We start from the raw sequence: 24338 nt of genomic DNA on the forward strand, positions 1-24338 counted from the left end.
GTCTGGGAGGGATGAAGGTCGTGAACGAGCTGATGAGCCAGGAGCCGCAACGGTCTACCTCCGCGCTGCGGGAGAGGACCGACGTCAGCGACACCGCGCGCGTTCAGCGCTGTGTCGAACGCCTGGAACGCTTGGGCATCCGGCCCGGCACCTCCCTGCGCCGCCTGCTGATCGTCCTGCGCAAGCAGGAGGGACGCCCCATCAAGATCACTCAGCGGGGTCGTCACGGCCGTCTTCTGCACATGCCCGCAGAGGTGTCGGCCTGGGTCGACCGCGCGCCGGCCCGGCGCAGCATCCTGATCCTGCTCGCCGAGGACCACAAGAAGTCCATGCGCGGGCGGCGCCTCCTCCTTCACGAGCTGGGGCACCTGATCGTGCGGCCCCACCACCAACTCAGCGTCCAGGCGCGTCTGATCTCACCTGGGCCCGATGGTCTCGAGCACGCCGGGGGTTACCAGCAGTTCCGCTGCAACGTGGACGATGAGGAAGAGCGCGAAGTCGAACTGACCGCCGGCCTGCTCCAGCACTACATGGCTCCGTGGATGCAGCAGAAGGAACTGCCACCGGCCTCCGGTCTGGGTTTGGTCCTGGCTCGACGAGGAACAACGCATGAGCCGACTAGCTGAAGTCATCGGCTGGGCTCCCGCTGCCACCTGTCTGCTGGGCGCGGTGGCTGCCTTCGCTCTGCGAGACCTGCTCACCGGCAACCTGACCCCTGCGCAGCTGCGGGCCCTGCGCCTGGCCCAGCCCAGCCCCAGTGCCGCTCGCAGCACAGACGACCTCGCCGCGATCGGGCGCAAGGCCCAGCGCGCTCAGTGGTTCGCCGTCGTCGGCCTGACGGTGGCAGCGTTCTTCAGCATCAGGCCCCTCGTGTGGTGGCTCGAAGGCGTCACCGCCCCGGGAGTGCCCTGGATCATCGGGACCGTCGTGCTCATGTGGGCCGGCATGAACGCCGCCGACGCGATCATCCACACCGTCCAACCACCTCAGCGCACCGGTCGGTGGACCGCCCGCCTCCTCTTCGCCAACCATGGCGCCTTCGCGGCCTGCTCGTTGCTCACCATCGCGCCGTGGTTCTTCCAGGCCCCGGTGCCGCGCACCGGCGCCCTCGATGAGTACGTCACCTACTACTCCCCCCACGTCGCCGGATTCATCGCCGCCCTCGGAGCCCAGATCTACGGCCCGTTCGTGGGCGCCCTCCTCTCCGTACTGTGCTGGCGGGAGGCGCGACGCGAGCGTGAACCCGCCGTCCGGTTGAGTCTTCGCCTCGTGGCGACCGGAGCGGTCATCGCTCAAGGCACCGTCTTGATCCAGAGCGTGCAGGCGTTCACCTGGATGCGCGGGAAACCGATGTGGACCGAGCAGGAAGCAGCCATCGCCCAGCTCGCCTGCCAGGTGCTCACACCCACCCTGCTCATCCTCGGCTGCTGCGTCGCCCCGATCGTCGACACCGTCCGCGCTCGCAGCACCCGCGTGTTCATGCAGTTGTGGCGTGAGGACGTCATCGCGCTACGCGCTCCCTGGCGGCTGCTGCAGGGCGTGTACCGCACCGCCTACGAGCCGGAGGCCGATCAGAGGACCCAGTCCGAGCGCGATGAGCTGTACGCGCAGCGAGCCCGGATGGCCAGCGAGATCATGGACGCTCTGGTCCAGGCCGCCGACGACCTCAGCCCCACGGCACGCAGCCGCGTCGAGCAACTACTGCGACTGGAGCAGCCGTCCTTCCTGCGTCGGCGCCTGGGTCGTCCTGCCGCCAGCCTTGCTCGGGCTGTCCTGTCGGTGGTGGGCGGTTTCGCCCCCTCCTCGGCTGGGCGGTGGTGGCGGCGGATCACCGAAGGCCCGTTGCAGTCCACGGCGCGAGCTGATGCTGCCTGCGCCAGTGCGGCGATTCAGCTCCACCTCGATCGCCTGGCCAGTGGAGACGAGGGCGCGCGCCCCCGGTCGGTGACCCCGATCTTGACCGTCAGCCCGCGCGATGTCGACGAAGCCGTGGCCTACTTGCGTCTGCTGTGGCGGGCTCTGCGTAGCCCCGAGGTCCAGGAAGCTGGAACCGCAGGCTTCGTGGCGATGATCGAGTGAGATCGAACGAGAACGAGTGAGAACGCGCACGCACAGAAACGACCGCCTACTCACCAGAATCGATGGGGACCAGTGAACAAGGTCAAGCCTCTGAACGTCAGCGTCATCGGTGCCAGCTTCGCCGGCTTGTTCGCTGCCGCTGCCGCCGCCGCCTCGGGGCACCACGTCACGATCATCGAACGTGACGGCATCCCGACCACACCCCAACCGCGCGGAGGCGTTCCGCAGAGCGATCAGACCCATATCCTCCTGCACCGCGGTCTGGTCTCAGCCGAACATCTCCTCCCCGGCCTGCATGACGAGCTCATCCAGCGCGGCGCCCCGGAGTTCAAGGTCGGGCTCATGGCCCTGCTCAGCGCCGACGGCTGGGCGCCCCGCGGGGACTACGGGTTTCCCCTGGTCTGTTCCTCCAGGACGCTGCTGGAACACGTGATCAGGAAGCGAGTTCTGGCCCTGCCCAACGTGCAGGTGCTTCAGCAACGGCGTGTGCAGGCGCTGCGCCAGAACTCCTCGGGCACCTGGACTCTGCAGTTGCAGTCGACCGATAACGCCTCGACGGACAGTCCCTTGACGCCGGACAACGCCTCGACGACGCAGGACGACCACTCCAGCGACCACTCCGACGCCCTCGTCGCCGACCTGGTCATCGACGCCTCGGGGCGCTCCTCCCGACTCCCCACGTGGCTGAAGCAACTGGGTGTGCCGCCGGTAGCGACGACCACGATCGATGCCCGTGTCGGCTACGCGACCCGGCGCTTCACCAGCTCTCGTCCTCCCGGCCCCGGCGTGCTCATGCTGGTTTCGGCGAAGCAGAGTCGCGGGTGCATCGTGAGTCCTATCGAGGACGGGTACTGGCAGGTCACCTCGGTGGGACGAGGTGACCATCGCCCGGGCCGCGATGGCGATGAGTTCATGGAGCACCTGGCCAAGCTGCCGGACCCGATGGCGCTGGACATGGTCAAGGACATGACTCCCGTCAGCGATGTGGTCGTCCACCGCCAGACCGCCAACGTCCGCCACCACTATGGCCGCGGCCGGCGCTGGCCTAGCGGGCTCATCGTCGTCGGGGACGCCTTGTGCGCGCTGAACCCCGTCTACGGCAGCGGTATCACCGTGGCCGCTTGCCAGGGGCGGCTGCTGGAGCGAGCCTTCAAGAAGGCACAACACGGCAACCTGAACACCCCTCGCCTGCAGCGAAGCCTCGCGCGTTCGGCGAATCTGCCCTGGACGATGGCCACCTCCCAGGACCGTCAACTGCTCACCACCCCGCAACGAGCGCGACCCGTCGAGGCAGTCGTTGGCTGGTGGGGGGCGGAGGTCGCTCGCCTGGCCGGCGCCGGCGACGCGCGGGCAGCAGACGTTCTGCAGGCCGTCACGCACCTGATGTCGCACCCGATCGTGCTGTTCACCCCACCCCTTCTGGTGGCCTCACTGCGCTCACGTCTGCGCCCACGCCGCATGCAGGCGCCCACGACGACCCCCACGCTCAGCTCTTACCCCATCGTCAGCGACCACACCGCCCATCGGGATCTCGACTCCTCAGCGCGGGCGGGCGGCGTCAAGGCAGGGAGCGGGGCGTGATGGGGTCTGCGGATCTAACGGTGGGAAGGCTGGACTGACCTTCGATCGACGAATCAGGCCCGCCGCGAGGTCATCCGCTCGCACAACTGACCTGTGACGCTCTGCTGCCCACAGGAAGCGACTCGGCAACCATGGCCACCTCCCAAGACCGCCAGTTCCTGCAAGGACCGGACCGAACCAGGCCGACGGAGGTCGTCGTCAGTGCATGGGGCACCGAAGTGGCCAGGCTGGCAATGCACGACGACATGCACGCCGCGGACGTTATTCAAGCCGTAACCACCTCATGACCCCGGCCAGTGATGCTGTTGCATCCCAACCTGATCGGGGCCTCGGTGGGTTCACGTCCAAGCAGGCGCGACCTACGAGCAGACCAGGCTGCCGGGTGGGCGTCGGCTACCGTCCCTGTCGACGCTCCATAGACACGACACCCCACACACCCACCTCACGGGTAAACAGGCACGAGCGGATGATGACGGTGACGACATGACTCCCACGACATGGGCGGCCTTGCCCTCCGGTACCTGGGACCTGACCAGGCCTACGGTCCTCACCAAGTGGGAGACGCTGCAGGTCCGGGAATCGGACCTGGCGCGCTTGGACTTCGACTCCATCACCGCTGATCTCCACGAGCGGGCGATCCCGGAAATCGCCGAACTGCGTGTGGATCACCGCCCCGACGATCCCGAATCCATGACCCTGTTCAAGACGTCCTCGGGTCGTCGTGTCCCCATCGACGCCCTGGGCTTCCTGCAGATGCCGGTTCCCGCACGACCTGGTGGCACCCGGTGGGCTGTCCACGCGTCCCTGCAGGCACCGCTGTCGGTGCCGGGCGGTAGCTGGAGTGAGTTTCAGCGCCAAACCCGGGCGTTCGGGGGTGTCAATCTGATCAGTGGCGATTTGGATTGGTTTCAGGTCGCCGCAGCAGCAGGGGAGCAGCCCAGTCTCAGCCACGTCGCTGTCGGTCAGGCCTGGATTGGCTGGGTACCTCTGGGCGACTACCAGACTGCGCTCGCCGCCGAAGCTACTCATCCGTTGCGGCGGACCCTGCGCTACAACTTCAGTCGGCTGCGTGAGCGAGTGTCCGCAGCACGCCACACCGCTCGTAGCACCCCAGCTGACTCAACTGCACCCGGCGCCACCCCGGCGCGGCCTTTCTGAAGTGGTCCTGACCGTCGAAGGTGGACCTGGACCAACCGCACGTGCCAGACCCGTGTCCTCACGATCCGTCGAAGGTGTCGGAGCCTCTCAAGACTGCGTGGGTGAGTCTGGTGCACCACCGGTGGTCACAACTCGACGGATCTTGCCTACCTGCACCTGACAGCACCCGGTCGCAGTCGAGGAACAGGAGCGTCATGACCAGGGCCAAGCCGCTGGTGCCGCTGAAAGAGCACCCCCCCCCGCACCCGGCTGCGACATGCTGGCGCGATGAGGTGGCCACGCCGACACACCCAACCCCTCGAGACGACCACGCTGCCCGCCGGCGTAGTCCAGCTCGCCCGCCGGCTACCGAACCCGCAGGAGCTGCGCCAGCACTGCCGGGGCCTAGCAATGCTGGACGCGATCCAGGCCGAGGACCCCACCGACCGCTACTACTCCTTCGACGCCTCTTGGAGCCCCATAGAGCAACTGGCGTCGATGGACGACGGCTCTGGTAACTCCTGGTCGATCACCTTCACCCCCGACGGGGCGTGGTTGCGCGGCTTCGATCACGAGAGCCCGATGAGCCCTTACGGCGAACCCTTCGACCTCGACTGGCTCGCCGCTGTCCCTCGGCCGCTGCGCGGTGCCGCTGCTGAAGTGGCCTTCACCGATGGGGAGCTACCGCTGCTCACCCTGGCCTGCTGGTGGCTGCACCTCGCACCGGACGCGGAGAGGGGCCCTTACCTGGGAGGCGAGCAGCGCTGGCACCCGGTGCAGCTGCGCAGCAGTGTCCCCGCCGACCTCGACGACGGCAGCGGGTGGCTGCTGGCTGAGTTCGACGCCGACCCCGGCACCTCCCCTGAGGCTTACCGCAGCTTCGCTGCGGACTACTACGAGACCGAACTCGAGGGTGACGACATCGCTCACGTCCTCGCGCTGCAGCCACTGAGCGAGGAGCTGGTGAGCCGGCTCAATCCCCAGCGGACGCTGGCGCAGCTCGGCGAGGACATCGTCTCGATTGGCTACCCGAGGCCCACCTGATCCGCACCGAAACGTCCGGTCATCCCGCCGAGGCCTCCGGCCAGGGCGCCCTCCACGATCGTGATCGATGACGATGGGCGTCTCCTGCCGACGTCGTCCGATCGGGGGCATCACCACCCCGACCACCGCCCCGCAGTGAGATCATGGAACCGCTCACGGCGCATCTGAGCCTGCCGCAGGTGCTGCACCGACCGAGGTGGAGGTCACACAGACCAGGGTGGAGATCGACATGGCCGATCCTGCTGCAGCAGAACGCACTCAGCGCACCACCGCCCGCGTCCAACCCGTCCCACGCATCCCGCGGATGTTCTACGCCAAGGGCATCGTGCTGTGGTTGGCGGGGACAGCGTTCCTGGGCCTTGGCGCGGGCACGCTGACCCTGAGTCTCGACGACGACCTCCGCACCCGTGGCGTGACGACTTCTGCCGTGGTCACCGATGTCACCTGCGGCCCTCTGGACGGCAGGTCCGCATCCTTCGACGTGCGCGCCGACGTCGGCGACCTGCTCTTCCTGGACTGTCCGCCACGCACAGAACACCTGCGGGTCGGGCAGGTCGTGCAGGTCACCTACGACCCCCTCGACGTCACCAACGTGCGCTTGGCCGGCTACACCGACCGGTCGCTGGGCCTGGCCTTGACTCTCCTGGGATCCGCAGCGGCGCTGACGTTGACGGGCTGGACCGTTCTGGACCTCCGCCGGGGCTTTCGCTCTGCGGCCGAGGACGCCGCACTACGCGCCGTGAAGCAGCAGGAGGCGATCGCGAGGGCAGCCGCCACGAAGCGCAAAGCTGAGCGTCGTGCAGCCACTCGTCGTGGTGACTGGCTGAGGCAGCTCAAGCCTGCGGCTCGCTCATTCCGCAAGCGCACGGACTGGCCTGCGGACTACCGGGGTCGTCACCGCACCTGACCGCACCTGACAGGCCGGGATCGGCGAGGCGGAAACCGTTGATCACGCGCCCGCCCGATGGGGGAGGAGATGGCTGTGGTGTCGATGCAGACCCGCATGCCGCGGCAGCTGTCAGCACGTCTTGCGGTGCGCGCTAAGGGCACGGTCATCCCGCGGTGCGCGGTCGGCAGCGGCCGACAACTTCACGCTCTTGGCGATCTCCGCAAGATCGTTGATCCCTGCCAAGGCCTGCCTGATACGGCTTCGCCCGCTACGTTGCGGCCATGAGCCCAGCCGACTCGACGTCCATCGCCCGCGGCTGCATCCGCCGCGGCGACGTGTTTGACGACAGCAACGCCGTCGGCCACCTGGGCTTGTGAAGGGAGAGCAATGCGTCGAGGCGAGGCCGGGGAAGCGCGAATGACAAAGTCATCCAGAGGTTCTGCCGCCAGGATGAAACTACCTGACTGGGCATGGAACGGTGACCCCGGAAAGCTGTTAGAGGTGGCTGGCTTGCGTGGGAAGCGAACTAGCGAACCGAACGTGTGGAACGTTCGCGCGAGTGAAAGCTACAACAACATCCGCCCCTCGCTTATTCAACTTGTTCACTTGACAGGGGGCGGCACGAACAATGACAGGTTTTCCTGGGTCAACAGGCTGCGTTCCCCGAACTTCTGGCGTGAACCTCCCCTAGGCAATGTAGCCGAGCTCATAGGTAAACGGCGCATTGAGGCTGCAAATGAAGATTTGGTAGAGAATCTACACCTGTGGATGCTAGAGACCACAGCATCCTCGCCCGAGGATCTTCCTGGCACTATCGAACGCGTTCACCAGGCCATCGTGGAGGCTCAAACTAGCGACGGACAGCGGCCATTTGCCGCGAGTGGGGTATCCGTAATCTCCGGCTCACCTGAGCTAGGAATGCGGATGAAGCTTGCGTCGGTATCGCTGCGCATGGAACGTGACTTAGATGGCGCTCAACGTCTAAAAGCTGAGCACGCAGCGGGGGATTCTATTTTTGCCTCTTCCGCAGGGCTGACGAACGGCTCAATTCTGCTCGACGCCTACTTGGGTCCGCTGCTGGGATGTTTGTCCCCGTATATTTGGGCAACGTACGCCCCACGCGTCACGGGCACAATCGTTTACGACCTTGGCGCAGCAATCGCGGACGGGGCTGGATCAAGGTCTCAGCTGCTACAGCTACTGCCGACTCAAGGCGCAGAGAGAGCCGTAGGCCGACCCTCGATCTCTTCGAATGCTGGGCGCAGTGCCCTTGCTTGGTGGTCAGATAAAATCAATCTACTGCTTGGAACTTTAAGTAATCCGGCATCGTTCACTGACGAGAATGGCGACTATGCGGCTATTCGTCAGGTGCATTACGTGTCATCTGTCGAGCAGTTCTTCAGGCGGGTTGCGTCAATTCAGGCGAATCACTTGGACGCGAACGCCCGGCGAGTTCTCCTCTACACAACTCTTGATACTTTTGAGAGGCTCGCAAGAGTTAATATTGACAATTCGTGCCAGCTCACGCATGCAAAAGATACACTAGAAAGATTGAAAGGTCAGCTACCCAGCGAGGCGGCGGAGGTTTTGCTGCCGGGCGCGGAACGCGGAGTGGCGGCACTGAAGGAACTGCAGAGCGGTTTCTTTCTTCAGCGCAAACAAGCTAATCCAGGGGTCACCTTTGAACGTAACGGCCGACTTCAAACCATTACACTGGAGGAGGCCGCGGCTCAATACGTCAAAGTGTTGCGAAATGCTACGCACGGGCACGGCAGTAATGATAGTAAGAACGTCAACCGGTCCAATGCTTTGTTGACCGAACATAATGGCGAACTACCGCACGACCTGCCTCTACTTGCATACCTGTACCTCTTGGACTTTTTAGCAAATATGGACCGCTTCAAGCGGATACTGTTATCGGAAACCTAACCGACCGCAGGCTAGTCAGTAATAGATAGGAAAAGCGCCGGCAAAGGATGCGTGGCCCTGCGTGAGCACCACTGTCCCGATGCGTCACAGAACGCGCCCACGACGGGCATGAGAGATCACCAGCTGAAGACTTCACGGTCAACCCGCGGTGTGCGTGGTCTGAAGCGGCTGGCGACGCCGCGGTCTTGGCGAGGAGCGAGTGGTCAGCCGGTGGCTTCAGTCCTGGCTTAGCTCGGGGTCCACGTCCCGCTCGGCGAGGATGGTGAGCACCGCCTGCACGTCCTCCACCGTGGAGCGCCCACCTGCCTGCTGCATCCAGTCCGCGGCGTTCTCATCTGCACCCGCCAGGTCGCGCAACAACCGCGCGCACTCGTGCTCGTCCCCGCGCAGGAGCGCCAGGACGACGTCAGCAGCCAGCGCGACCTCACCTTCCACGCCGCGCCGGAGGTCGGCGACCTGCTCGACGACCGCGGTGGGCAGGCCCGGGTGGCAGCAAGCGATGAGGGCCAGCAGGGGAACGCGCAGGTACGCAGGAGCGGCGGTGAGGAACGTGCCCCAGGTGCTGACCCCCTCGGTCACCGCCTCCCGGCACAACGCGGGCAAGTCCGCCTCACCCGGCCCATCGGGGACGTAGCTGTCGGGCGCGGCGATGGAGGCCAGCAGCCCGGCCACCCCGACCCGCGTCGTTGGCGCAGTGGAGCGCGCGGTGAGGACGCGCATCAGGAACGGCGCAACCACAGGCGTGACCGAATACACGGTGCCCTGGTGCCAGACGGTGCCGTACAGCTGGAACAGCGCTTCGCCGCGGACCTGCTCCTCTTCGTCCAGCAGGCCCCGCAGCAGCGTGGGCACGTCCTCGGCCGACGCGTAGGCGTGGTGCAGCCCCGCCCAGTCCAGGTCATCCGCGCCCGCCAGCAGCTCTGCCATGCCGACAGCATCCCCGATGCCTACCTACACGCCCCCGCGACTGCTGGGCGCATGTGCCCGCTCATCCCGCGGTGCGCGCGGAGCGCACGGTCATCCCGCTGGCCAGGACGTCGCGGCGCCTGCACCCGCCAGGGATCAGTTGCAGTGGGGAGACCACCAACATCCCAGCCTGCAGCCGAGAGACTGTCGGGATGGCACGTTGGAAGCATGACCGGGTCACGAAGTACGAAGGCGTCAACGCCATCGCCTGCTTCGTGGTCGGTCTCGTCTTGGTGGTTCTAGCCATCGCCCCGGTCGACTCAGAACCAGTGTCGTCAGTGATCGCAGCGATGGTCGCCCTCGGGTTCCTCGGCTTGGGCTTCCACTACGCATCGGTCTGGCGGGAGAAGCGCTCGACTCGTTGAACTTCACGGTCATCCCGCTGACCAGGAGATCATCGACATCGCGGTCATACCGCCGACCAAGAGGTCATCGACATCGCAATCATGGTGAAGAGCCCGTGCCAGCTGAGCGGATCTCAGGCCGCGACGTAGACGACGCGCACGTCGCCCCCGCACTTGCCCACCCGATCGGCCACCGCGTCACCGAAGTAGGAGCGAGGATCGGGAATCTCCCCTCCGCCACCTCCGGTCACCTGATCACCCACCGCTAACCGCTGCCCCGAAGGCAAGACGACTTCGCTGCTGTCCTCATCCCACGTGGTTCCCTCGCCCCAAACCACGACCTGGTCCCCGATCACGAGGCAACCGTCCTTCTCCTCGACCACCGCTCCTTCCATGCCCGCCGCTGGGGTGTCTCCCGGAGCCTCCACCGCAGCGATGACCGGCGAGGAGTCCTCGAGTGCTTCCCCAGCGTCGCCGCAGCCACCAACCGGGATGAGCACACAGAAGATCAGCGCCGTTGCTGCAATGCGTTCTCGCGCCATCTCATGACCTCACCTGTAGACGCCTAAGCACGATTCGTGACTCCCAACCTACTCGGAGGCATCGGTTTTCGTGAGCCGCCGCGAAGTCTCGAGACGTCACAACCCACTCGCCGCTTCGTCCCTCACAGCCCGCGCTTCCGGGCGAAAAGACAGGGTGCGCGCAGCGCAGCCGTTTTCACTTCGGCCGTCGTTCGACTTCACGATCATCCCGCGTTGTGCGCACGGAGACAGCCCGGCGTCGCTGCTACGTCGTCGATCGGGGCGTCAATTGGTGGGCTGTTGGGCGCGGGCGGTGGCGACGATGTCCTGCAGGGCCGCGACGTGGGACTGCAGGGCGCCCTGCCCCGTCGCGGTCAGTCGGAGTCGGGTCTTGGTGTAGCGACCGGAGGCGACCTTGCGGATCTCGACGTAGCCGCGCTCAGCCAGCACGGTGAGGTTCTTCGACAGGTTTGGCTGGCTCAGGTCGCAGAACTCCTGCACGGCCTTGAAGTCCGCTTCGTCGCAGCCGGAGAGGTAGGCGCAGATGCGCAGCCGTACCGCGGAGCTGAGGGTGTCATCCAGCGCGGGCTCAGGCGGGGGCATGGTCTCGCCCACGGGTGCCGTCGCCGCCGGGGACGTGGTTCTTGCCATCAGGAGCGAGCCCGGCCGCCGGCGATGAGCACCCCGCGCAGCATCGCGTACCAAGCCACGGCGGCGACAACCCCGAGGCCGGCGAAGATCCACGCCAGCTCCCGACCCCCGGCCCAGCCGCTGATCAGGAGGGAGACCGCGACCAGCAGGAAGGTGGTGTTCTCCATCCGGCTCCAGCCGCGGTAGCCGTGCAGGCCGCGCCGGCGACGCGCCGAGGTGGGAACCAGGTGGGCAGCGGCGAAGAGCAGCACCGCGGTAGCGGCGAAGAACAGGTGCGGCCAGCCGGGCCCGCCCTGGGCCGCGAGGACGACCCCGGCGCCGGCGCACAGGGCGGAGAGGGCGGACGTGGCGCGCGGCAGGGTGGGGCGGCTGGCGGCGAGGTAGGCGCGACGTACCTCGTCGGCCTGCGCCTGAGCGGTGTCGTAGTCCATGGATCGAGCGTGACATCCACATGCTAATTAGGCAAGTAGATGAGTGATTGGGTTGTTTGCGGTCATCCCGCGTTGTGCGCGGTCCTGAGCTGCCAGCGACGTCGCGATCGTGGCGAAGTGCGGATGAGTCCTGGTGCGCGGTGCCGCTGTCAGGATCATGCGATGGACGGTGATGACGAGCTGGAAAACGCCGCCGCCGAAGGCAGGAACCTGGTTGAGGCCCTCGACGCTCTCCGCGCGTGGCTGCTCCTGGAGGACTCCTACGCCCGAGGTGGCGTACCCGATGAGGTCCTGCACTTCATCCACGACCACATCAGCCGCCTCCTCGGCCCGCAGGCCCACACGGTGGCCGGGGACGTCCTGCGCACGCACGTCGAGGCCGGCGGGGACCTGGCGGACCTGGCACGCGACCGATCCGCCCTGCTCGACCTCCTCACCGCGATCGAGGGTGAGCAGCCACCAGCCACTACACACCGCTGGACCGCTCACGCACCGCTCAGCGGGCAGGCGATGTCCTCTGAGCGGACGTCAGCGGCGCAGGACGTGGAAGACGGGAGCTCGGAGCCGTGACAACTTCGTGGTCATCCCGCGGTGCGCGCGAAGCGCACGGTCATCCCGCGGTGCGCGCGGAACCCACGGTCACCCTGCAGTGCGTGCGAAGTGGCCTCCTCAATGCGCGGTCGATCCATCACAGGGAGCGCGTGACGAACACCGTGTCGCCGTAAACCTCATCGCGTTCGAGCCGGTCCGCCTCTACGAACCCGACCTTCGCCAAGACCCGCCGCGAGGCGGTGTTCCACTCCCGGACGCTCGCCCACAAACGCTCATGCCCAGAGGACCCGGCCCACTCCAGGACTGCCGCAGCAGCCTCGGTGGCGAAGCCCTGGCCCCATACGCAGCGCAGCAGTTCGAACGCGATCTCCGGTTCCCCCGCGGGCACACGTTCGCCGACGATCAGGCCGCAGTGGCCCACGACGTCACCTTCGAGCCTGCGCTCCATCGCGAGCCAGCCCAGCGTCGCGGGGCGCTGAGCGCGGACCCACTGCTTGAGGTCGTCGATCGTCGGGTGCCCGTCGGCGTCCAGTCGTCGGTGTGGCGGTACCCGGGGGTCACGCTCCTGCCAGAGCCGTCGGATCACGGCGGCCTCGCTCACCCGCCAGGGCCGCAGCTGAAGGCGATCCGTCGTCAAGACCACCTCGTCATCACCCACCACGTCGTGCGCCATGGCGGTGACGCTCCCACGCAACGCTGCAGATGCGGGGATCCAGAGCGACGACAGTTCACCGTCATCCCGTGATGGGCGCGCTGTTGTCGGCGGCTGGCACCTGCTCAGACCTACGACGGTCACCGAAGTCTTGACTCATCGACTCTCACCAAGTCCTGAGACATCACAGCTGTGCGCGACGACACCGCCGAGTCCGTCAGCGACTCAGAGCTCCAGACGACGGCGCTGCCGATGAAGCGTTAGCCCACCTGCGCCACGCCGGTTCGACGCAGACCACAGTCCACCCCCTACAGTGCTGATCGAACAAGTGTTCGACCTAGGCCGAAGGGAGGCTCATGGCCGCCACCATCGGCGAGCACGCCCCCGACGGCGACACCGGGGGAGAACGTCTCGACCAACTCTCCGCGAGCGCCGCTGAAGACGTGTTCGTGGTGGTTGACGCTGGCCGTCCCACTGCCGTGCGCTGGCGCGGCATGCTGCTGCCGATCACCCACGCAGTGCGCTGGCACGAGCGGCCCGTCATCCCCTGGTGGCGCTCGCAGCGTCGCCTCGATCTCGACCAGGCCCTAGCCCTGGTCGACCAGGAACGCTGGCGGCTGCAGGCCGAGGTCCCGCCGCCGGCGCCTACCTTGCGCGCCGTCCCCACGTACCCGCGTCAGGGAGGGGATCTCTCGCGCAGCGCGGACCGACACGACGGACTCGGGGCTGACCTCGAGGAGGGTTTCGCGGACGACTTCGGCTGCGGCGACGAAGGCGACTACAACGACGACCACAACGACGACCACAACGACGACCACAACGGCGACTTCGACGAGGGATCCCAAGACCTCCAGGACCTCGCGGGGGAACAGCCTCGGTCCGAGTCGGTCACCATCAGCGTCGAGGTCCTGCGCGCCGGCGACGACTGGCATGTCCTGCGCGTCGAGGAACCGTGAACCGTCGTGAGCACCCCGTTCACCCACCTGCACGTCGCCAGCGGGCACTCCCACCATCACGGCACCACTGACCCCGCCACCCTGGTCGCGGCCGCCGCGAGCGCCGGATCTCCCGCGTTGGCCCTGACCGACCGCGGTCAGATGGCTGGGCTGATCCAGCACGTCAGTGCTTGCCGGTCTGTCGGCATCGATCCCATCGCCGGTGTCGATGTCGCTCTGCGCCCGGGTCAGTCGAGCAGGCACCGTGGGGCTACCCAGACCTTCACCCAGACCTTCACCCACCCGCCGGCGCCGGTCGGTGCCGCAGTAGGTGCCGTAGGCGGTGCCGCGGTAGGTGCCGGTCCCGGACCGGGAGCTGGGCGCATCGTGGTCCTCGCTCACGGCCGCACCCACGGGGCCGGCTGGGCCGCGCTGTGCCGAGCCACCACCACCGCTCACCGCGCCAACACCACCAGTTCTGGTGCCAGCCCCAGCGCCGCAACAGCCGCCCTCACCCCTCACGCCCTGGCCACCGCCCTGGCCCCCGCCACCGGCAACGAACACGCCACCACCGTCCTCCTCGGCCCCGGCACCGACCTGGGCCGCGCCCTTGCCACCGGACGCCTCCGCGACGTCATCGACGCCTGGGAAACCTGGACCCGCCTCCTACCCGCCACGGCGCTCGCGGTGGAGGTCGTGTGTCACCTCACCCGCGACGGGCACCCCGCCTCGGTCGGCACCGCTGCCCGGATGCTGCGGGCCGCGTCCGCCGTCGGCATCCCCACCGTGCTGACCAACGCCGTCCGGCTTCTGCACCCGGGTGACGTCCCCACCGCTGACGTCGGCGACGCGGTCGCCGCGTTGCGCGGCCTGGAGGAGCTACACGCCGCACATGCCCTGTCGCCCAACGCCCAGGCCTGGCTGAAACCCCCGCAGCTGATGGAGGACCTGGCCCGTGAGATCGCCACCGCCGCCGGCTTGGAGCACCGCGGCCGCGACCACGCCGGCGGCCTGCTGGAACGCACCGCCGCCCTGGCCGAGCGGTGCCGGCTGGAGCCGGAGACCGACCTGGGTTGGGGGAGAGCTCGGGTGCCGGAACCGGCCATCCTGGGGATCGACGCCGCGGCCACGTTTAGCGACGACCCGCACGGTTACGCCGCCGCGCTGGGCATGCTGCGCGCCCGCGCTGATGCCGGCATCGGCCGTCGCTACCCCGGAGCAAGCCCCGCCAGGGTGCGGGCGGTGCAGGAGCGGGTGCAGGCTGAACTCGCCGTCGTCGACCGCCTCAACTACGCCACCTACTTCCTCGCCGTCGACGAATCCGTCCGCCTCATCCACGGTTTGGGCGTGCGCGCCACCGCCCGCGGGTCCGGCGTGGGCAGTGTTCTGCTGTGGCTGCTCGGGGTCAGCAACGTGGACCCCCTCGACCAGGGCCTCCTCTTCGAGAGGTTTATTTCTGATCGCAGGGAAACTCTTCCCGACATCGACCTGGACGTGGAGTCCGCCCGCCGCCATGACATCTACCGCGCCATCCGTGACCGCTTCGGGCCCGAACGCGTAACCCTGATGGCCACTACCCAGGCCTACCGCGCCCGCGGCGCGGTCCGTGCCGCCGGCCTGGCCCTGGGGGTGGAACCCGAGGTCGTCGACGAGGTCGCGGCCAGCCTGCGCGGGGTGTCGGCATCCCGGGTGCGGGAGGCAATGGCGGAGCTGCCGGAACTGCGTGAGCTCGCTGAGCTGGTGCGCAGCCACCGGCAGCTGGACCTGCTCGTCGACGTCACCGCCACCCTGGACCGTCTGCCCCGGCACCTGTCGATGCACCCGTGCGGGGTGATTCTCTCCGATGCTTCCCTGCTGGCCCGGACTCCCGTGCAGGCGTGCGGGATCGAGGGCATGGCCATGAGCCAGTTCGACAAGGACGACATCGACCCGATGGGCTGGCTCAAACTCGACGTCCTCGGTGTGCGGATGCAGTCGGCCATCGCCTACACCCTCACCGAGATCGAACGCACCGCAGCCACGCCAGAGAACTCGAACCTGAAGGACATGAACCGGGAGAACAGCCCTGCGGCGACCCGGGTTCCTGAGGTGGCGCACCTCGTTCCCAACTACCGCGCCGCGGCCGCGGATGGTTCGCAGTTCCCGGTCTACGAACCCACCCCTGCCGCTCCACGCAGGGAAACGTCCCCGGTCGGTGGCTCCACTGCTGGCCTTGCATCAGAGCTGGTGCCGGACTTGGACACCATCCCGCTGAATGACCCCCCCACGTTCGAGCTGATCCGCTCTACCCACACCCTCGGGGTGTTCCAGATCGAGTCCCCTGGCCAGCGTGAACTGCTGGGCAAGTTCCAGCCCCGCGCGTTCTCCGACCTCGTCATCGACGTCGCCTTATTCCGCCCCGGGCCGATGGCCGGGGACATGATCTCCCCGTTCCTGGAGGGCCATCACGGCTGGGTCGCTACCGGCGGTCCCCGCCGCCTGCCGCACCCAGACCTGACCCCGATCCTGTCCGAGACCCACGGCGTGGTCATCTTCCACGAGCAGGTCATGCGCATCCTCGACGTCTTCGCCGGTTGCGGCCTGGCTCGCGCCGACGTGTGGCGCCGGCACCTGTCCGATCCGGACGCCCGCGTCGAGGTGGAGGCGGACTTCCGCGCCGCCGCCAGCGCCCGCGGCTACACCCGCGATGTCGTGGATGCGGTGTGGAAGCTGGTGGCCGCCCACGGCGGGTTCGGGTTCGCGCGGGCCCACGCCGCCGCGTTCGCCGCGATCACCTACCAGAGTGCCTGGTTGAAGGCGCACTACCCGGTGCAGTTCCTCACCGGACTGCTCGAGCACGACCCCGGTATGTACCCCCGCCGGCTCCTCGTGGCGGAGGCCCGGCGTCTGGGCATCGCGATCCTGCCCGTCGACGTCCAGACCTCCACCGACGTCTGGCGCAGCGAGCCGCCGGCCTCTGCTGGTCCAGCAACCGGCGGGGAGAGGCGGTGGGGGATCAGGCCCCCGCTGACCGTGGTCAAGGACCTGCACGCCGTCGAGGTGGAACGCATCGTGGCTGCGCAGCCCTTCGCCGACGTCGGCGACTTCCGCGACCGGGCCCGACCCCGGCGCCCCACCCTCCTGCGCCTGGCTCGCCTCGGAGCCCTCGACGACCTCGCCGGCCTGGATCCGGTACTGGGCGCCTCGCTGCGGCCGGGGACCACCTACCGCGCGAGCCAGGGCAGTGGGCATGGGAGTGGGCGGGTGCTGACCCGCGGAGACCTGCTGGCGCACCTGCAGCAGATCAGCACCCGATCGACGGCAGGACGCGCCCCCGGCGCCGGGGGCGGGGCCAGGACCGGGGTCAGTACCGATGTCGGGACCGGGCCCGTGCCGCAGCCGCGGGCATCCGCAGTCCCCTCCGCACCCGGTGCCGCTGCCCCGAGCCGTCACCGCCCCGTGCTGACCTCAACCAGGACCGCGACGCCGACCCCGCCGCCAGCGGTGGTGCCCTCAGCGGGGCGGCCGGCGGGGCGCTTCGCCGGCTGGCACTCCGGCCAGCTGGCGCTTCCCCTGGGCGACCTCGACCTGGCCAGCGCCTCCGTCGGTCACCTGGCCCCGACCCCAGAGCAGCAGGTGAGCACCGAACTGGCCAGCACCGGGATGGACCTGCAGCAGCACCTCCTCACCCCACACCTGCCTGAACTGCGCCGGCGAGGCTTCACCCCGGCACAGCGACTGCTGGAGGTTCGCACCGACGTTGACGTCCTCGTCGCCGGAGTGCGCGTGGCGACCCAGACTCCGCCGGTGCGCTCAGGACGCCGGGTCGTGTTCCTGACCCTGGACGACGGCACCGGCTGCGTCGACGTCACCGTCTTCGCCGACGTACAGGAGAGCACCAGCCACCACCTGCTGTACCGGGCCTCCCTACTACTGGTCACCGGCCAGGTACGTCGCACCGGCCCGCGCGGGGTCAGCGTCCGCGCTGAGCACCTCGCTGCCCTGTCCTGAGACACCGCAGCAACGGCGAAGGCAGGTGCAGAGCGGCCGCCGCCGTACCGGCGGGCCGTTTCGGCTGAGCCTTCGCATGACCACCGCTGATCGAGGAGAACTCCAGCTTTCTGATCCAGATGCCGTTTAGGCTCATGGCCATGAAGCAGAGCGACTTCGCGTCGGAGTTCGATCCATCGGACCTTGAGGTCGATCTCGGAGCGCCGATGACCAACGCGGTACTGGCGGCGCAGATTGAGGCGAAGGGGGCGGCCTTCCGGGTAGAGGAGGCGCTGGGGAACCTCCTGACGAACGCGGTGTCCCCTTACTACTTCGCCAAGCGGGTCTGCCCGGCGCTAGATGAGTTGTCAGACGGGCAGAACACCCAACTTGCCGAAAGCTTCCGGCAGGTGCGCAACAGCCTGCTCAAGACTGCCGTGATCGGCATCGCCACCACCATCGACGCGGTGGACAGATCAGAGGGGCGCACCCGTTCAATCTGGCACGCGCTGCACGCGTTGAAGAGAGACCTGACGACCAGTCAGGCGCTGCAATCCAATAAGAATGTCGACGCCGCGCTGGAACTGCTCGACGACCTCCTGAAGCGAACTAGCGCCAACGACGTGATCTCACTGAAGTACGTACGGCATCTTCGCAACAAGTGGGCCGGTCACTCCTCCTTGGATCTGACGATTGACGGGTGGGCTGACGCGAACAAGCACATCAGCCTGCCTATTCTCGAAGATGCCCTGGTCCGGATGGTCAACGTCTTCCAGGACTTCTCTGAACTCGTTTCGATCAGCGAAGAACTGGTGCAGCTCGAGGCGGGAATGAACCCCCCTGAGACGCTGCCTGACGGAATCATCAGGATTAAAATGAAACTTGCTTGGTCCGGCGCGAACTCTCTCTCCGGAGTCATGCGCTTCGGGGCTCAGAAACAGGCAGATGCGTTCATTGAGGCTCTACGTCCCAGGTAACGGCGCGAGCGCCGAGCCGTACTGTGTGGTTGTGGATGAGAAGCCGGTAGCCGAAGGGGACTTCGGCGTCTTCGCCCGCCAACTGGTGGCGTATGTCGAAGCTAGCGCCCGCCAGCAGGGCAGGGCGTTGGCCCCCATGTCTCGAGTGGCGCGCGAGATCGCCGAGCATCCTGAGCTCCCGATGCGCGAGGCGTGGGTGCATCCATCCATGATTTTGACCGCAGCAGACGATCACTTGCGTGCGCTAGCGGCGGCCATCGACGCACCGAACGTTGCCCTCAGCATCATGGCGATCAGTCGGCTCGCCACTGAGCTGTCGTCCCTGGGCTACTGGTTGCTGGAGCCAACCCTCACACCTCGCAAGCGCGCGGCGCGTTTCTTCGCCCACCGCCTAGACGACGCCGGCCGCCACGCGTCGTCGATCACGCGCAACGCTGAGCTCTTCGGAGATGAAGCCGTCCGATGGGCGAGCAAGGAGCTGAACGACGTCCAGCTCCAGATCACGGCGGCTGGGCTCACGGTGGGGAAAAAGGGAAAGTCCAAGACCGTCGAGGGCGAGAGGCTGCCTGACCCCACCGAACGAGCTGGTGTCGCCTTGGGTGAGGACGCGGTCTTGGGTGAGATCCTCTACGACCAGGCCTCCGGTCTCGTTCACGGGCGCGAAACAGCCATCCGGTCCTTCTTCGTACCCTCGGGCCGTCCGTCCACTCAGGAGGGCGTGAGCCACGCAGCCCTACAGATCGACTCCCAACGCATAGCGCTGGCGGTATCTGCCGCCTGTCTGCCTCACCATCAAGCGCTGAGCTTCCTCATCGATGCCCGCGGGCAGCTGGTCGAGCCGTCCTGGGAGGAGAGCTTCCAGAGCATGTACTGGACCACGATGCGACCGTTCCTCACCAACATGCCGGTTGATGCCACGCGGGGACGCTTGAAGGGCCCCCGCTGAGGTGGCGTGTCGTCGGGCGCGGCCGCTGCAGGTCAGTTGCCCCTCGCCGCTGCTCTGAGCTTCTGAGGAAGACTCCTGAGTTTTCGCTGCGAACAACGAGGTGGTTTGACGGCTAGTTTCTTCGAGAGTTTTACGCTGCGTTCGGTGACGAGTTCCTCATCGTACTTCGCGTCTGTGGGCGATCAGGTCACAGGTCTAGCGCCAGAGCTGGAGTGTCGGTGACACTCCGAACATGATCCTCATGTTCGAGACCGCGACCTACCAGGTTCCGAAGTCCCATGAGCAGTGGCGAAAGCTCACCGCGGCGGCCCCGCGTGGTCGCTATCCCTGGACCACGCGCGAAGAAGGCGAGTTGTTGAAGTGCCGGCACAGCGAGGACGTCGGGGAGTTCGCCATGCGAGAGGGCAGGACCTTCCAGGCGGTCTACAGCCGTTGGCGCATGGCCGTCCGAGGGGGACAGGCGATGAGTGAGCCCGCTCCCTGGATCGAGCTCGCGTGCAGCCCGGCGCCGGTGACTGCGAGTGGTCAGTAGCGGCCGTGCACGTCGACGGGCAGGGACCGCAAGGTGCCAGGGATCGCGTACTCCTTCGGCTGCCCGTCGATTGGGGAGGGGGCGAGGGGATCATGGTCACCCCGACCTTTGCTCTCAGGGAAGTGAGCTGGCTGGGATGAGACGTCTGGCCCGACCCTGACGTAGTCCCTGCCGACGGCGGCGTGGAGTTGAGCCTTTCACTGGAAACGGGCCGTCACCACGACCGAGATGCTGGCACCGACCGAAGGCGGCGGCACCGCCGCACTCCTACGCCCGGGGTCGCCGGTCGGGGCGAGGTGCGGGTAGTCGAGGGCATCGTGGGGTTCGGTCGGGTGGCCCGTTCGCTGGGGCCGTGCACCATTCTGCCGCGTCCTGGGGGCCGGTCCAGTCACTCGCTGGCCGAACCGTGACCGGTGGGTCAGTCGTTCTCGGGGCCGCCGTTGGTGCCTGTCTCCGTGTCAGTGCGACGGGCGGATACGCGTGCTTCGAGTTTGCGCAGGTCGAGTGTCGGAGGCTGATCGTCGCCTGCCTCGTCGCGTAGCTCCTGCGTCCAATCGGCGAGCCTCTCGGCGCGTGGCGGGCGCTGCCGTTCGCGGATGAACTCGGTCGTGCCCCAGAGGACCATGCCGACGAGCGTCACGGCGACACCGACCAACCCGGCGATGTACGAGACGCCGAAGATGGTGACAGCGGTCTTCGTGGTGTCGCTGCGGAAGTCCACCCCGCCCAGCAGTTCGTCGATCCGTTCCTGACTGAACCCGTTGTCCTTCAACTGTTGCGTCAACTGCAAGGCCTCCCGAAGTTTGGCGGGGTCCATCAGGTCGGTTCGGTAGGTGTCGAGCCAGTCGCCGACAAAGAAGTCGGCCGCGCCCGTGAAGACTATGACGGCCCACCACCGACCATGAGGCGGAAGCCCCAACGTCTCGCCACAGTCAACCGTGAGTTCCCGTCCTCGCGGGCGAGTAACAGCCGGTCGACCTGCCCCTCAGCAAGGGACGCGACCTTCGTGCGGAGCGTCACCGGCCACGTCTCAGCGGCTCCCAGTAGTTCCAGGTCCCCCTTCAAGCGTGCCCGGCGGCTCCTGGCGTCGAGCCTGGTGACGATGAACGCGACGGCGCCGCCGAGGGCCGTGAGGAGAGCGACGATGTTCAGGGGCTCCATCGGTGCAGTCTCGCGGCCCTGGCGCTGGGAGGCGAGGGGGCCGGGCCGTGTCAGGTGCGGGATCGGCGGGCGCGGACCTTCCGGTACGCGTCGTCGGCGGCGCGGACCGCGCGGTGCGCGTCCTCGCGGGCGTCGGCGGCGTCTGGTTGCCGCGTCCACACGTCGAGGAGGTCCCGGGCGGTCTCGATCGACTCCCGCAGGCGTACGACGGCGAGGGCGGGTCGCGTTCGTGTGCTCCGGTCGGGGGCGTCGCGTGCCGATGCCTACAGGCATGTGGGCTCTCGTCGTCGGCGCGTTCGTCACGTTCGTCGCCGAGGGTCTCCTCAACGGGCCGACCCACGACGACCCGTCGTGGGGTGCGGTGGGGTTCGGTGCCGTCGCGGCGGTCCTCGTCCTCCTCCTCGAACACTCGGATAGCCCACGCACGCCGACACCGGACCGTCCCGACCTGCGGGTGCCGGACTCGTACCGCCCGACGCTGCCGACGCGCGCACGACGCGGGGCCGCGCCGGGGGCGACGGTGCTCCCCGCTCGGCGGTCACGGCGCGCGGGGCGTGCCGTGACGGTGGCCGTCGTAGTGGTCGGTGTCGTCGCAGGCGTGCGGGTGTTCGGCTAGGGCGTGTCTGACGGCTCGTTGAGGTCAGGACGGTCAGGATGATCACGTGCCCGAGTGCTTGTTCGCTCTGACTGATTCGATGTGGGAACGAATCGCACCCCACTTGCCCACCCGCAGCCGCGGGCGTGACGCGGGCCGTGGGGGTCTGCGGAGCGATCACCGCCTTGCGGTTGAAGGCATCCTGTGGCGCTTTCGGCCCGGCTCTCCGTGGCGGGACCTACCCACCGAATACGGTGCCTGGCAGACGATCTACTGGCGGTTCAACATCTGGTCCAAGAACGGCACCTTCAACACCATCCTGGCCTAACTGCAGGCCGATGCCCACGCTGAGGGCGACCTGGAATGGGTGGTCTCGATCGACTCCAGCAACGCCCGTGCCCACAAACACGCCGCGGGCGCTACAGGCGGGGCACGAACAGTTCCCCGCTCATCGCGCGGTGGAGGAGGTCTGCGCCCTGGGCCCGATCCCGAAGACTGCGCCCGATCCCAGCCAACCCCTGCAGTCGGGCTTCGCGCTGCTCAGGGTCGGGCACCTCGTCGGCGGCTCGCAGCGCCCGCCAGCTCTCCCGCGCGGCAGCCAGGTCGGCCGCGGTCAGTTGGCGGAACCACCAGGCCATGAAGGGCGGGTGGTTGCGCAACGTCTCGTACCCCTCCAGTCGCCACTGCGCTGGGCCGTAGTCGAGCATCCATGCCACAGCGCTCTCCTCCCAGCCCTCAACGGCAGGGGGGAGAACCTCAGGCGGCCAGCCTGGCGGGACGTAACCGGTGCGTGCCGGGGAGGCGGGATCGCTGACCTGCCGGGCCCGCCCCAGACGTCGCCCCTGCTGGTGTCCGTCGTGGTGTCCCGGTGAGCTGGCGGGGCTCACGCCAGGGCAGCGGTGAGGTCGGCGGAGTTGTTGCGGGGAGAGTTCACCGCGGTGGAGACCTCGTGACTGCTCAACGTGGGCTCCGGCACGGCGTCCAGGACCTGGCGTACCAGGTCCAGGTCGGTCAGGTGCGGGTCGAGCCAGTCATCGAGCATGTCGGGTGGGACGATGACCGGGGTGCGGTCGTGGATGTGGCCCAGGGCGTCGGTGGCCTGGGTGGTCAGGATGGTGAACGACCACAACCACCGGTCTGGATCGTCCTGGTCCTTGGTCGGGTCTGGCCACAGTTCGTAGAGGCCGGCGAAGGCGAGGACCTCGTCGTGGGGATCGTGCAGGAAGTGCGGCACCTTGGTCCGTCCCTCGCGCTTCTCCCACTCGTAGTACCCGTCGGCAGGACAGATCAGGCGTCTCTTGGCAGCAGCACGCTTGAACGCGGGTTTCTCGGTAATCGTCTCCATACGGGCATTGATCATCCGGGATCCGATCTTGAGGTCCTTGGACCAAGAGGGGATCAGGCCCCAGCGCAGGGTCCTCAGTTGACGGGTGGCCTCACCGTCGGGGTCTTCGTGCGGTGTCCGGTCGAGGACGACTCGGGCGTTCTGGGTGGGGGCGATGTTGTAGGACGGTGGTAATGCCTCACCGACGACGTCGCGGACGTGGAAGACGTCGACGAGTTCGGTCTCGGGGCGGGAGCGAGCGTAGCGACCACACACAGGAGAAGTCTGTCCTAGCTCCTCAGGACTCGCCTGATCCGGTGCCTGATCGGTGGTGGTGTCGGCGCCGGCTCTCCGGTGCGCGACTTCCCCACATCACCCGTGCCGCTGCACGCGCCCCTACGACAGCGAGCGCCGGTAGTGGGCGCCGGGCCGGTCCTGCTCGACGTCGTCCTGGACCTGCAGGAGGTGGCCGTCTTGTGGGGCGCGGATCCGAGCCCGCGTGGGCAGGCCTGCTACCGCAAGCACCGCTTCGCCCCCGACGGTCATAGTCAGACGGTCGACGGGTGCGCGGGAGATGCGATGGGTCTGACCCCGCAGCAGGCGGTAGGAGCTGCTCAGGTGGGGTTGCCTCAGGCGTCCTGGGCAGGATCGTGAGTAGGCGGGGTAGTCGCCGTAGGTGCGAAAGAGGGACGACTGCTCAGGGCTCACCCAGATCACGCCGATTACCGGGTGGTGAACGAACTGCGACGCCAGGACCTGCTGGCGCAGATCCGCGCTGCGCGGGCCTCGGAGTCACTGCAGCCGGGACAACTGGAGTTCCTGCAGTGGCAGCTGATGCAGACGTCTGAGGCTGGAAGCGTCCGTCAGCGTGTGGTCTACGTCGAGCGTTCCAGCGGCAGCCTTCTGGTCAAGGTCGCGGCCGCGGCCATCATCTTGTTCGTCTCGCTGGCTCTGATGCTCGGTGTGGTGGCGATCCAGGCCAAGCGGGCAGAGCAGAAGGAAACTCAGGCCAGACTGCAGTGCACGTTGGAGCACGGGCTGCAGGATCCCAGCACCTACTACTGCTGATCCCGCCGACTGATCCCGCCGATCGGTAACGCAGGTCGCCATCGTCGCGGCCTCG

General features: G+C 67.5%; 27 protein-coding genes. 17 read left to right on the forward strand and 10 right to left on the reverse strand.

Going from position 1 to position 24338, the window contains the following annotated elements; translation table 11 throughout:
• The first annotated feature begins 11 nt into the window (after window positions 1–11).
• The 7 genes from AC0I8G_RS15855 (at window position 12) to AC0I8G_RS15885 (ending at window position 8659) form a co-directional block, all read left to right on the forward strand.
• Window positions 12–626 carry a hypothetical protein gene (locus AC0I8G_RS15855; RefSeq protein ID WP_471730785.1) on the forward strand — a complete coding sequence of 205 codons (615 nt, stop codon included), beginning with the start codon at window positions 12–14 and terminating at the stop codon, window positions 624–626.
• Window positions 610–2079 carry a hypothetical protein gene (locus tag AC0I8G_RS15860; protein WP_471730786.1) on the forward strand — a complete coding sequence of 490 codons (1470 nt, stop codon included), beginning with the start codon at window positions 610–612 and terminating at the stop codon, window positions 2077–2079. Before AC0I8G_RS15855 ends, AC0I8G_RS15860 begins: the two co-directional genes overlap by 17 nt.
• A gap of 72 nt (window positions 2080–2151) precedes the next feature.
• The gene (locus AC0I8G_RS15865) at window positions 2152–3660 is read left to right on the forward strand and encodes an NAD(P)/FAD-dependent oxidoreductase (RefSeq protein ID WP_471730787.1); all 1509 of its coding nucleotides are present in this window, start codon (window positions 2152–2154) and stop codon (window positions 3658–3660) included.
• A 483-nt stretch (window positions 3661–4143) separates the two neighbouring features.
• Window positions 4144–4818 (forward strand): hypothetical protein, encoded by a 675-nt coding sequence (locus AC0I8G_RS15870; protein ID WP_471730788.1) that lies wholly within the window; start codon window positions 4144–4146, stop codon window positions 4816–4818.
• Window positions 4819–5085: 267 nt separating this feature from the next.
• Window positions 5086–5841: a hypothetical protein gene (locus AC0I8G_RS15875; RefSeq protein WP_471730789.1), complete on the forward strand. Its 756-nt coding sequence runs from the start codon at window positions 5086–5088 to the stop codon at window positions 5839–5841.
• A gap of 217 nt (window positions 5842–6058) precedes the next feature.
• Window positions 6059–6748, forward strand: coding sequence for a hypothetical protein (locus AC0I8G_RS15880; protein WP_471730790.1), 690 nt, complete (start codon window positions 6059–6061; stop codon window positions 6746–6748).
• A gap of 522 nt (window positions 6749–7270) precedes the next feature.
• Window positions 7271–8659 carry a hypothetical protein gene (locus AC0I8G_RS15885; protein ID WP_471730791.1) on the forward strand — a complete coding sequence of 463 codons (1389 nt, stop codon included), beginning with the start codon at window positions 7271–7273 and terminating at the stop codon, window positions 8657–8659.
• 216 nt (window positions 8660–8875) lie between these two features.
• Here AC0I8G_RS15885 and AC0I8G_RS15890 read toward each other — a convergent pair whose 3' ends face one another.
• A complete protein-coding gene (locus AC0I8G_RS15890) occupies window positions 8876–9586 on the reverse strand; it encodes a hypothetical protein (protein WP_471730792.1) in 711 nt (236 codons plus the stop codon).
• Between the two features lie 191 nt (window positions 9587–9777).
• Between AC0I8G_RS15890 and AC0I8G_RS15895 the strand changes: the two genes are divergently transcribed.
• Window positions 9778–9990, forward strand: coding sequence for a hypothetical protein (locus AC0I8G_RS15895; protein WP_471730793.1), 213 nt, complete (start codon window positions 9778–9780; stop codon window positions 9988–9990).
• Window positions 9991–10103: 113 nt separating this feature from the next.
• Here the strand turns inward: AC0I8G_RS15895 and AC0I8G_RS15900 are convergent, their stop codons facing one another.
• From AC0I8G_RS15900 to AC0I8G_RS15920, 5 genes are all read right to left on the reverse strand, one after another.
• A complete protein-coding gene (locus tag AC0I8G_RS15900; protein WP_471730794.1) occupies window positions 10104–10511 on the reverse strand; it encodes a hypothetical protein in 408 nt (135 codons plus the stop codon).
• Between the two features lie 264 nt (window positions 10512–10775).
• Window positions 10776–11093, reverse strand: coding sequence for a transcriptional regulator (locus tag AC0I8G_RS15905; RefSeq protein WP_471730795.1), 318 nt, complete (start codon window positions 11091–11093; stop codon window positions 10776–10778).
• A gap of 47 nt (window positions 11094–11140) precedes the next feature.
• Entirely contained in the window at window positions 11141–11572 is a 432-nt protein-coding gene (locus AC0I8G_RS15910) for a hypothetical protein (protein WP_471730796.1), read from the reverse strand.
• A gap of 27 nt (window positions 11573–11599) precedes the next feature.
• Window positions 11600–12061, reverse strand: a complete 462-nt coding sequence (locus AC0I8G_RS15915) for a hypothetical protein (RefSeq protein WP_471730797.1) — start codon at window positions 12059–12061, stop codon at window positions 11600–11602.
• Between the two features lie 199 nt (window positions 12062–12260).
• Entirely contained in the window at window positions 12261–12797 is a 537-nt protein-coding gene (locus AC0I8G_RS15920; RefSeq protein WP_471730798.1) for a GNAT family N-acetyltransferase, read from the reverse strand.
• Window positions 12798–13132: 335 nt separating this feature from the next.
• Between AC0I8G_RS15920 and AC0I8G_RS15925 the strand changes: the two genes are divergently transcribed.
• The 5 genes from AC0I8G_RS15925 to AC0I8G_RS15945 all read left to right on the forward strand — a co-directional run bounded on the left by AC0I8G_RS15925 (window position 13133) and on the right by AC0I8G_RS15945 (window position 20135).
• Complete coding sequence (locus AC0I8G_RS15925; RefSeq protein ID WP_471730799.1) at window positions 13133–13732, forward strand: hypothetical protein; 600 nt, start codon at window positions 13133–13135, stop codon at window positions 13730–13732.
• 6 nt (window positions 13733–13738) lie between these two features.
• Entirely contained in the window at window positions 13739–17701 is a 3963-nt protein-coding gene (locus AC0I8G_RS15930; RefSeq protein ID WP_471730800.1) for a PHP domain-containing protein, read from the forward strand.
• Window positions 17702–17841: 140 nt separating this feature from the next.
• Complete coding sequence (locus AC0I8G_RS15935) at window positions 17842–18657, forward strand: hypothetical protein (RefSeq protein WP_471730801.1); 816 nt, start codon at window positions 17842–17844, stop codon at window positions 18655–18657.
• Between the two features lie 31 nt (window positions 18658–18688).
• Entirely contained in the window at window positions 18689–19603 is a 915-nt protein-coding gene (locus AC0I8G_RS15940; RefSeq protein ID WP_471730802.1) for a hypothetical protein, read from the forward strand.
• A gap of 232 nt (window positions 19604–19835) precedes the next feature.
• Window positions 19836–20135 carry a hypothetical protein gene (locus AC0I8G_RS15945; protein WP_471730803.1) on the forward strand — a complete coding sequence of 100 codons (300 nt, stop codon included), beginning with the start codon at window positions 19836–19838 and terminating at the stop codon, window positions 20133–20135.
• Window positions 20136–20553: 418 nt separating this feature from the next.
• On the opposite strand, the gene AC0I8G_RS15950 is transcribed toward AC0I8G_RS15945, so the two are convergent.
• Both AC0I8G_RS15950 and AC0I8G_RS15955 read right to left on the reverse strand, forming a co-directional pair.
• Window positions 20554–20952: a hypothetical protein gene (locus AC0I8G_RS15950; protein WP_471730804.1), complete on the reverse strand. Its 399-nt coding sequence runs from the start codon at window positions 20950–20952 to the stop codon at window positions 20554–20556.
• 62 nt (window positions 20953–21014) lie between these two features.
• Window positions 21015–21296, reverse strand: a complete 282-nt coding sequence (locus tag AC0I8G_RS15955; protein ID WP_471730805.1) for a hypothetical protein — start codon at window positions 21294–21296, stop codon at window positions 21015–21017.
• Between the two features lie 271 nt (window positions 21297–21567).
• On the opposite strand from AC0I8G_RS15955, the gene AC0I8G_RS15960 reads away from it, so the two are divergent.
• Both AC0I8G_RS15960 and AC0I8G_RS15965 read left to right on the forward strand, forming a co-directional pair.
• Window positions 21568–21912, forward strand: a complete 345-nt coding sequence (locus AC0I8G_RS15960; protein WP_471730806.1) for a hypothetical protein — start codon at window positions 21568–21570, stop codon at window positions 21910–21912.
• A gap of 79 nt (window positions 21913–21991) precedes the next feature.
• Entirely contained in the window at window positions 21992–22219 is a 228-nt protein-coding gene (locus AC0I8G_RS15965) for a transposase (protein WP_471730856.1), read from the forward strand.
• Between the two features lie 91 nt (window positions 22220–22310).
• On the opposite strand, the gene AC0I8G_RS15970 is transcribed toward AC0I8G_RS15965, so the two are convergent.
• Together AC0I8G_RS15970 and AC0I8G_RS15975 are read right to left on the reverse strand one after the other, a co-directional pair.
• Window positions 22311–22607: a hypothetical protein gene (locus AC0I8G_RS15970; protein ID WP_471730807.1), complete on the reverse strand. Its 297-nt coding sequence runs from the start codon at window positions 22605–22607 to the stop codon at window positions 22311–22313.
• 167 nt (window positions 22608–22774) lie between these two features.
• Window positions 22775–23491, reverse strand: a complete 717-nt coding sequence (locus AC0I8G_RS15975) for an SOS response-associated peptidase (RefSeq protein WP_471730808.1) — start codon at window positions 23489–23491, stop codon at window positions 22775–22777.
• Window positions 23492–23632: 141 nt separating this feature from the next.
• Here AC0I8G_RS15975 and AC0I8G_RS15980 point away from each other — a divergent pair, with 141 nt between their 5' ends.
• Entirely contained in the window at window positions 23633–23869 is a 237-nt protein-coding gene (locus AC0I8G_RS15980; RefSeq protein ID WP_471730809.1) for a hypothetical protein, read from the forward strand.
• A gap of 75 nt (window positions 23870–23944) precedes the next feature.
• Window positions 23945–24283, forward strand: coding sequence for a hypothetical protein (locus AC0I8G_RS15985; protein ID WP_471730810.1), 339 nt, complete (start codon window positions 23945–23947; stop codon window positions 24281–24283).
• The last annotated feature ends 55 nt before the right edge of the window (window positions 24284–24338 follow it).

The organism is Kineococcus sp. AC630 (assembly GCF_979255925.1).

Excerpts from the sequence above, each read along its gene's own strand:
- AC0I8G_RS15900 (WP_471730794.1), bottom strand. The coding sequence starts at position 10,511 with ATGGCGCGAGAACGCATTGCAGCAACGGCGCTGATCTTCTGTGTGCTC.
- AC0I8G_RS15935 (WP_471730801.1), top strand. The coding sequence starts at position 17,842 with ATGAAGCAGAGCGACTTCGCGTCGGAGTTCGATCCATCGGACCTTGAG.
- AC0I8G_RS15860 (WP_471730786.1), top strand. The coding sequence starts at position 610 with ATGAGCCGACTAGCTGAAGTCATCGGCTGGGCTCCCGCTGCCACCTGT.
- AC0I8G_RS15950 (WP_471730804.1), bottom strand. The coding sequence starts at position 20,952 with ATGGACCCCGCCAAACTTCGGGAGGCCTTGCAGTTGACGCAACAGTTG.
- AC0I8G_RS15955 (WP_471730805.1), bottom strand. The coding sequence starts at position 21,296 with ATGGAGCCCCTGAACATCGTCGCTCTCCTCACGGCCCTCGGCGGCGCC.
- AC0I8G_RS15945 (WP_471730803.1), top strand. The coding sequence starts at position 19,836 with ATGATCCTCATGTTCGAGACCGCGACCTACCAGGTTCCGAAGTCCCAT.
- AC0I8G_RS15890 (WP_471730792.1), bottom strand. The coding sequence starts at position 9,586 with ATGGCAGAGCTGCTGGCGGGCGCGGATGACCTGGACTGGGCGGGGCTG.
- AC0I8G_RS15895 (WP_471730793.1), top strand. The coding sequence starts at position 9,778 with ATGGCACGTTGGAAGCATGACCGGGTCACGAAGTACGAAGGCGTCAAC.
- AC0I8G_RS15925 (WP_471730799.1), top strand. The coding sequence starts at position 13,133 with ATGGCCGCCACCATCGGCGAGCACGCCCCCGACGGCGACACCGGGGGA.
- AC0I8G_RS15905 (WP_471730795.1), bottom strand. The coding sequence starts at position 11,093 with ATGCCCCCGCCTGAGCCCGCGCTGGATGACACCCTCAGCTCCGCGGTA.
- AC0I8G_RS15870 (WP_471730788.1), top strand. The coding sequence starts at position 4,144 with ATGACTCCCACGACATGGGCGGCCTTGCCCTCCGGTACCTGGGACCTG.
- AC0I8G_RS15875 (WP_471730789.1), top strand. The coding sequence starts at position 5,086 with ATGAGGTGGCCACGCCGACACACCCAACCCCTCGAGACGACCACGCTG.
- AC0I8G_RS15910 (WP_471730796.1), bottom strand. The coding sequence starts at position 11,572 with ATGGACTACGACACCGCTCAGGCGCAGGCCGACGAGGTACGTCGCGCC.
- AC0I8G_RS15920 (WP_471730798.1), bottom strand. The coding sequence starts at position 12,797 with ATGGCGCACGACGTGGTGGGTGATGACGAGGTGGTCTTGACGACGGAT.
- AC0I8G_RS15960 (WP_471730806.1), top strand. The coding sequence starts at position 21,568 with ATGTGGGCTCTCGTCGTCGGCGCGTTCGTCACGTTCGTCGCCGAGGGT.
- AC0I8G_RS15855 (WP_471730785.1), top strand. The coding sequence starts at position 12 with ATGAAGGTCGTGAACGAGCTGATGAGCCAGGAGCCGCAACGGTCTACC.
- AC0I8G_RS15965 (WP_471730856.1), top strand. The coding sequence starts at position 21,992 with ATGTGGGAACGAATCGCACCCCACTTGCCCACCCGCAGCCGCGGGCGT.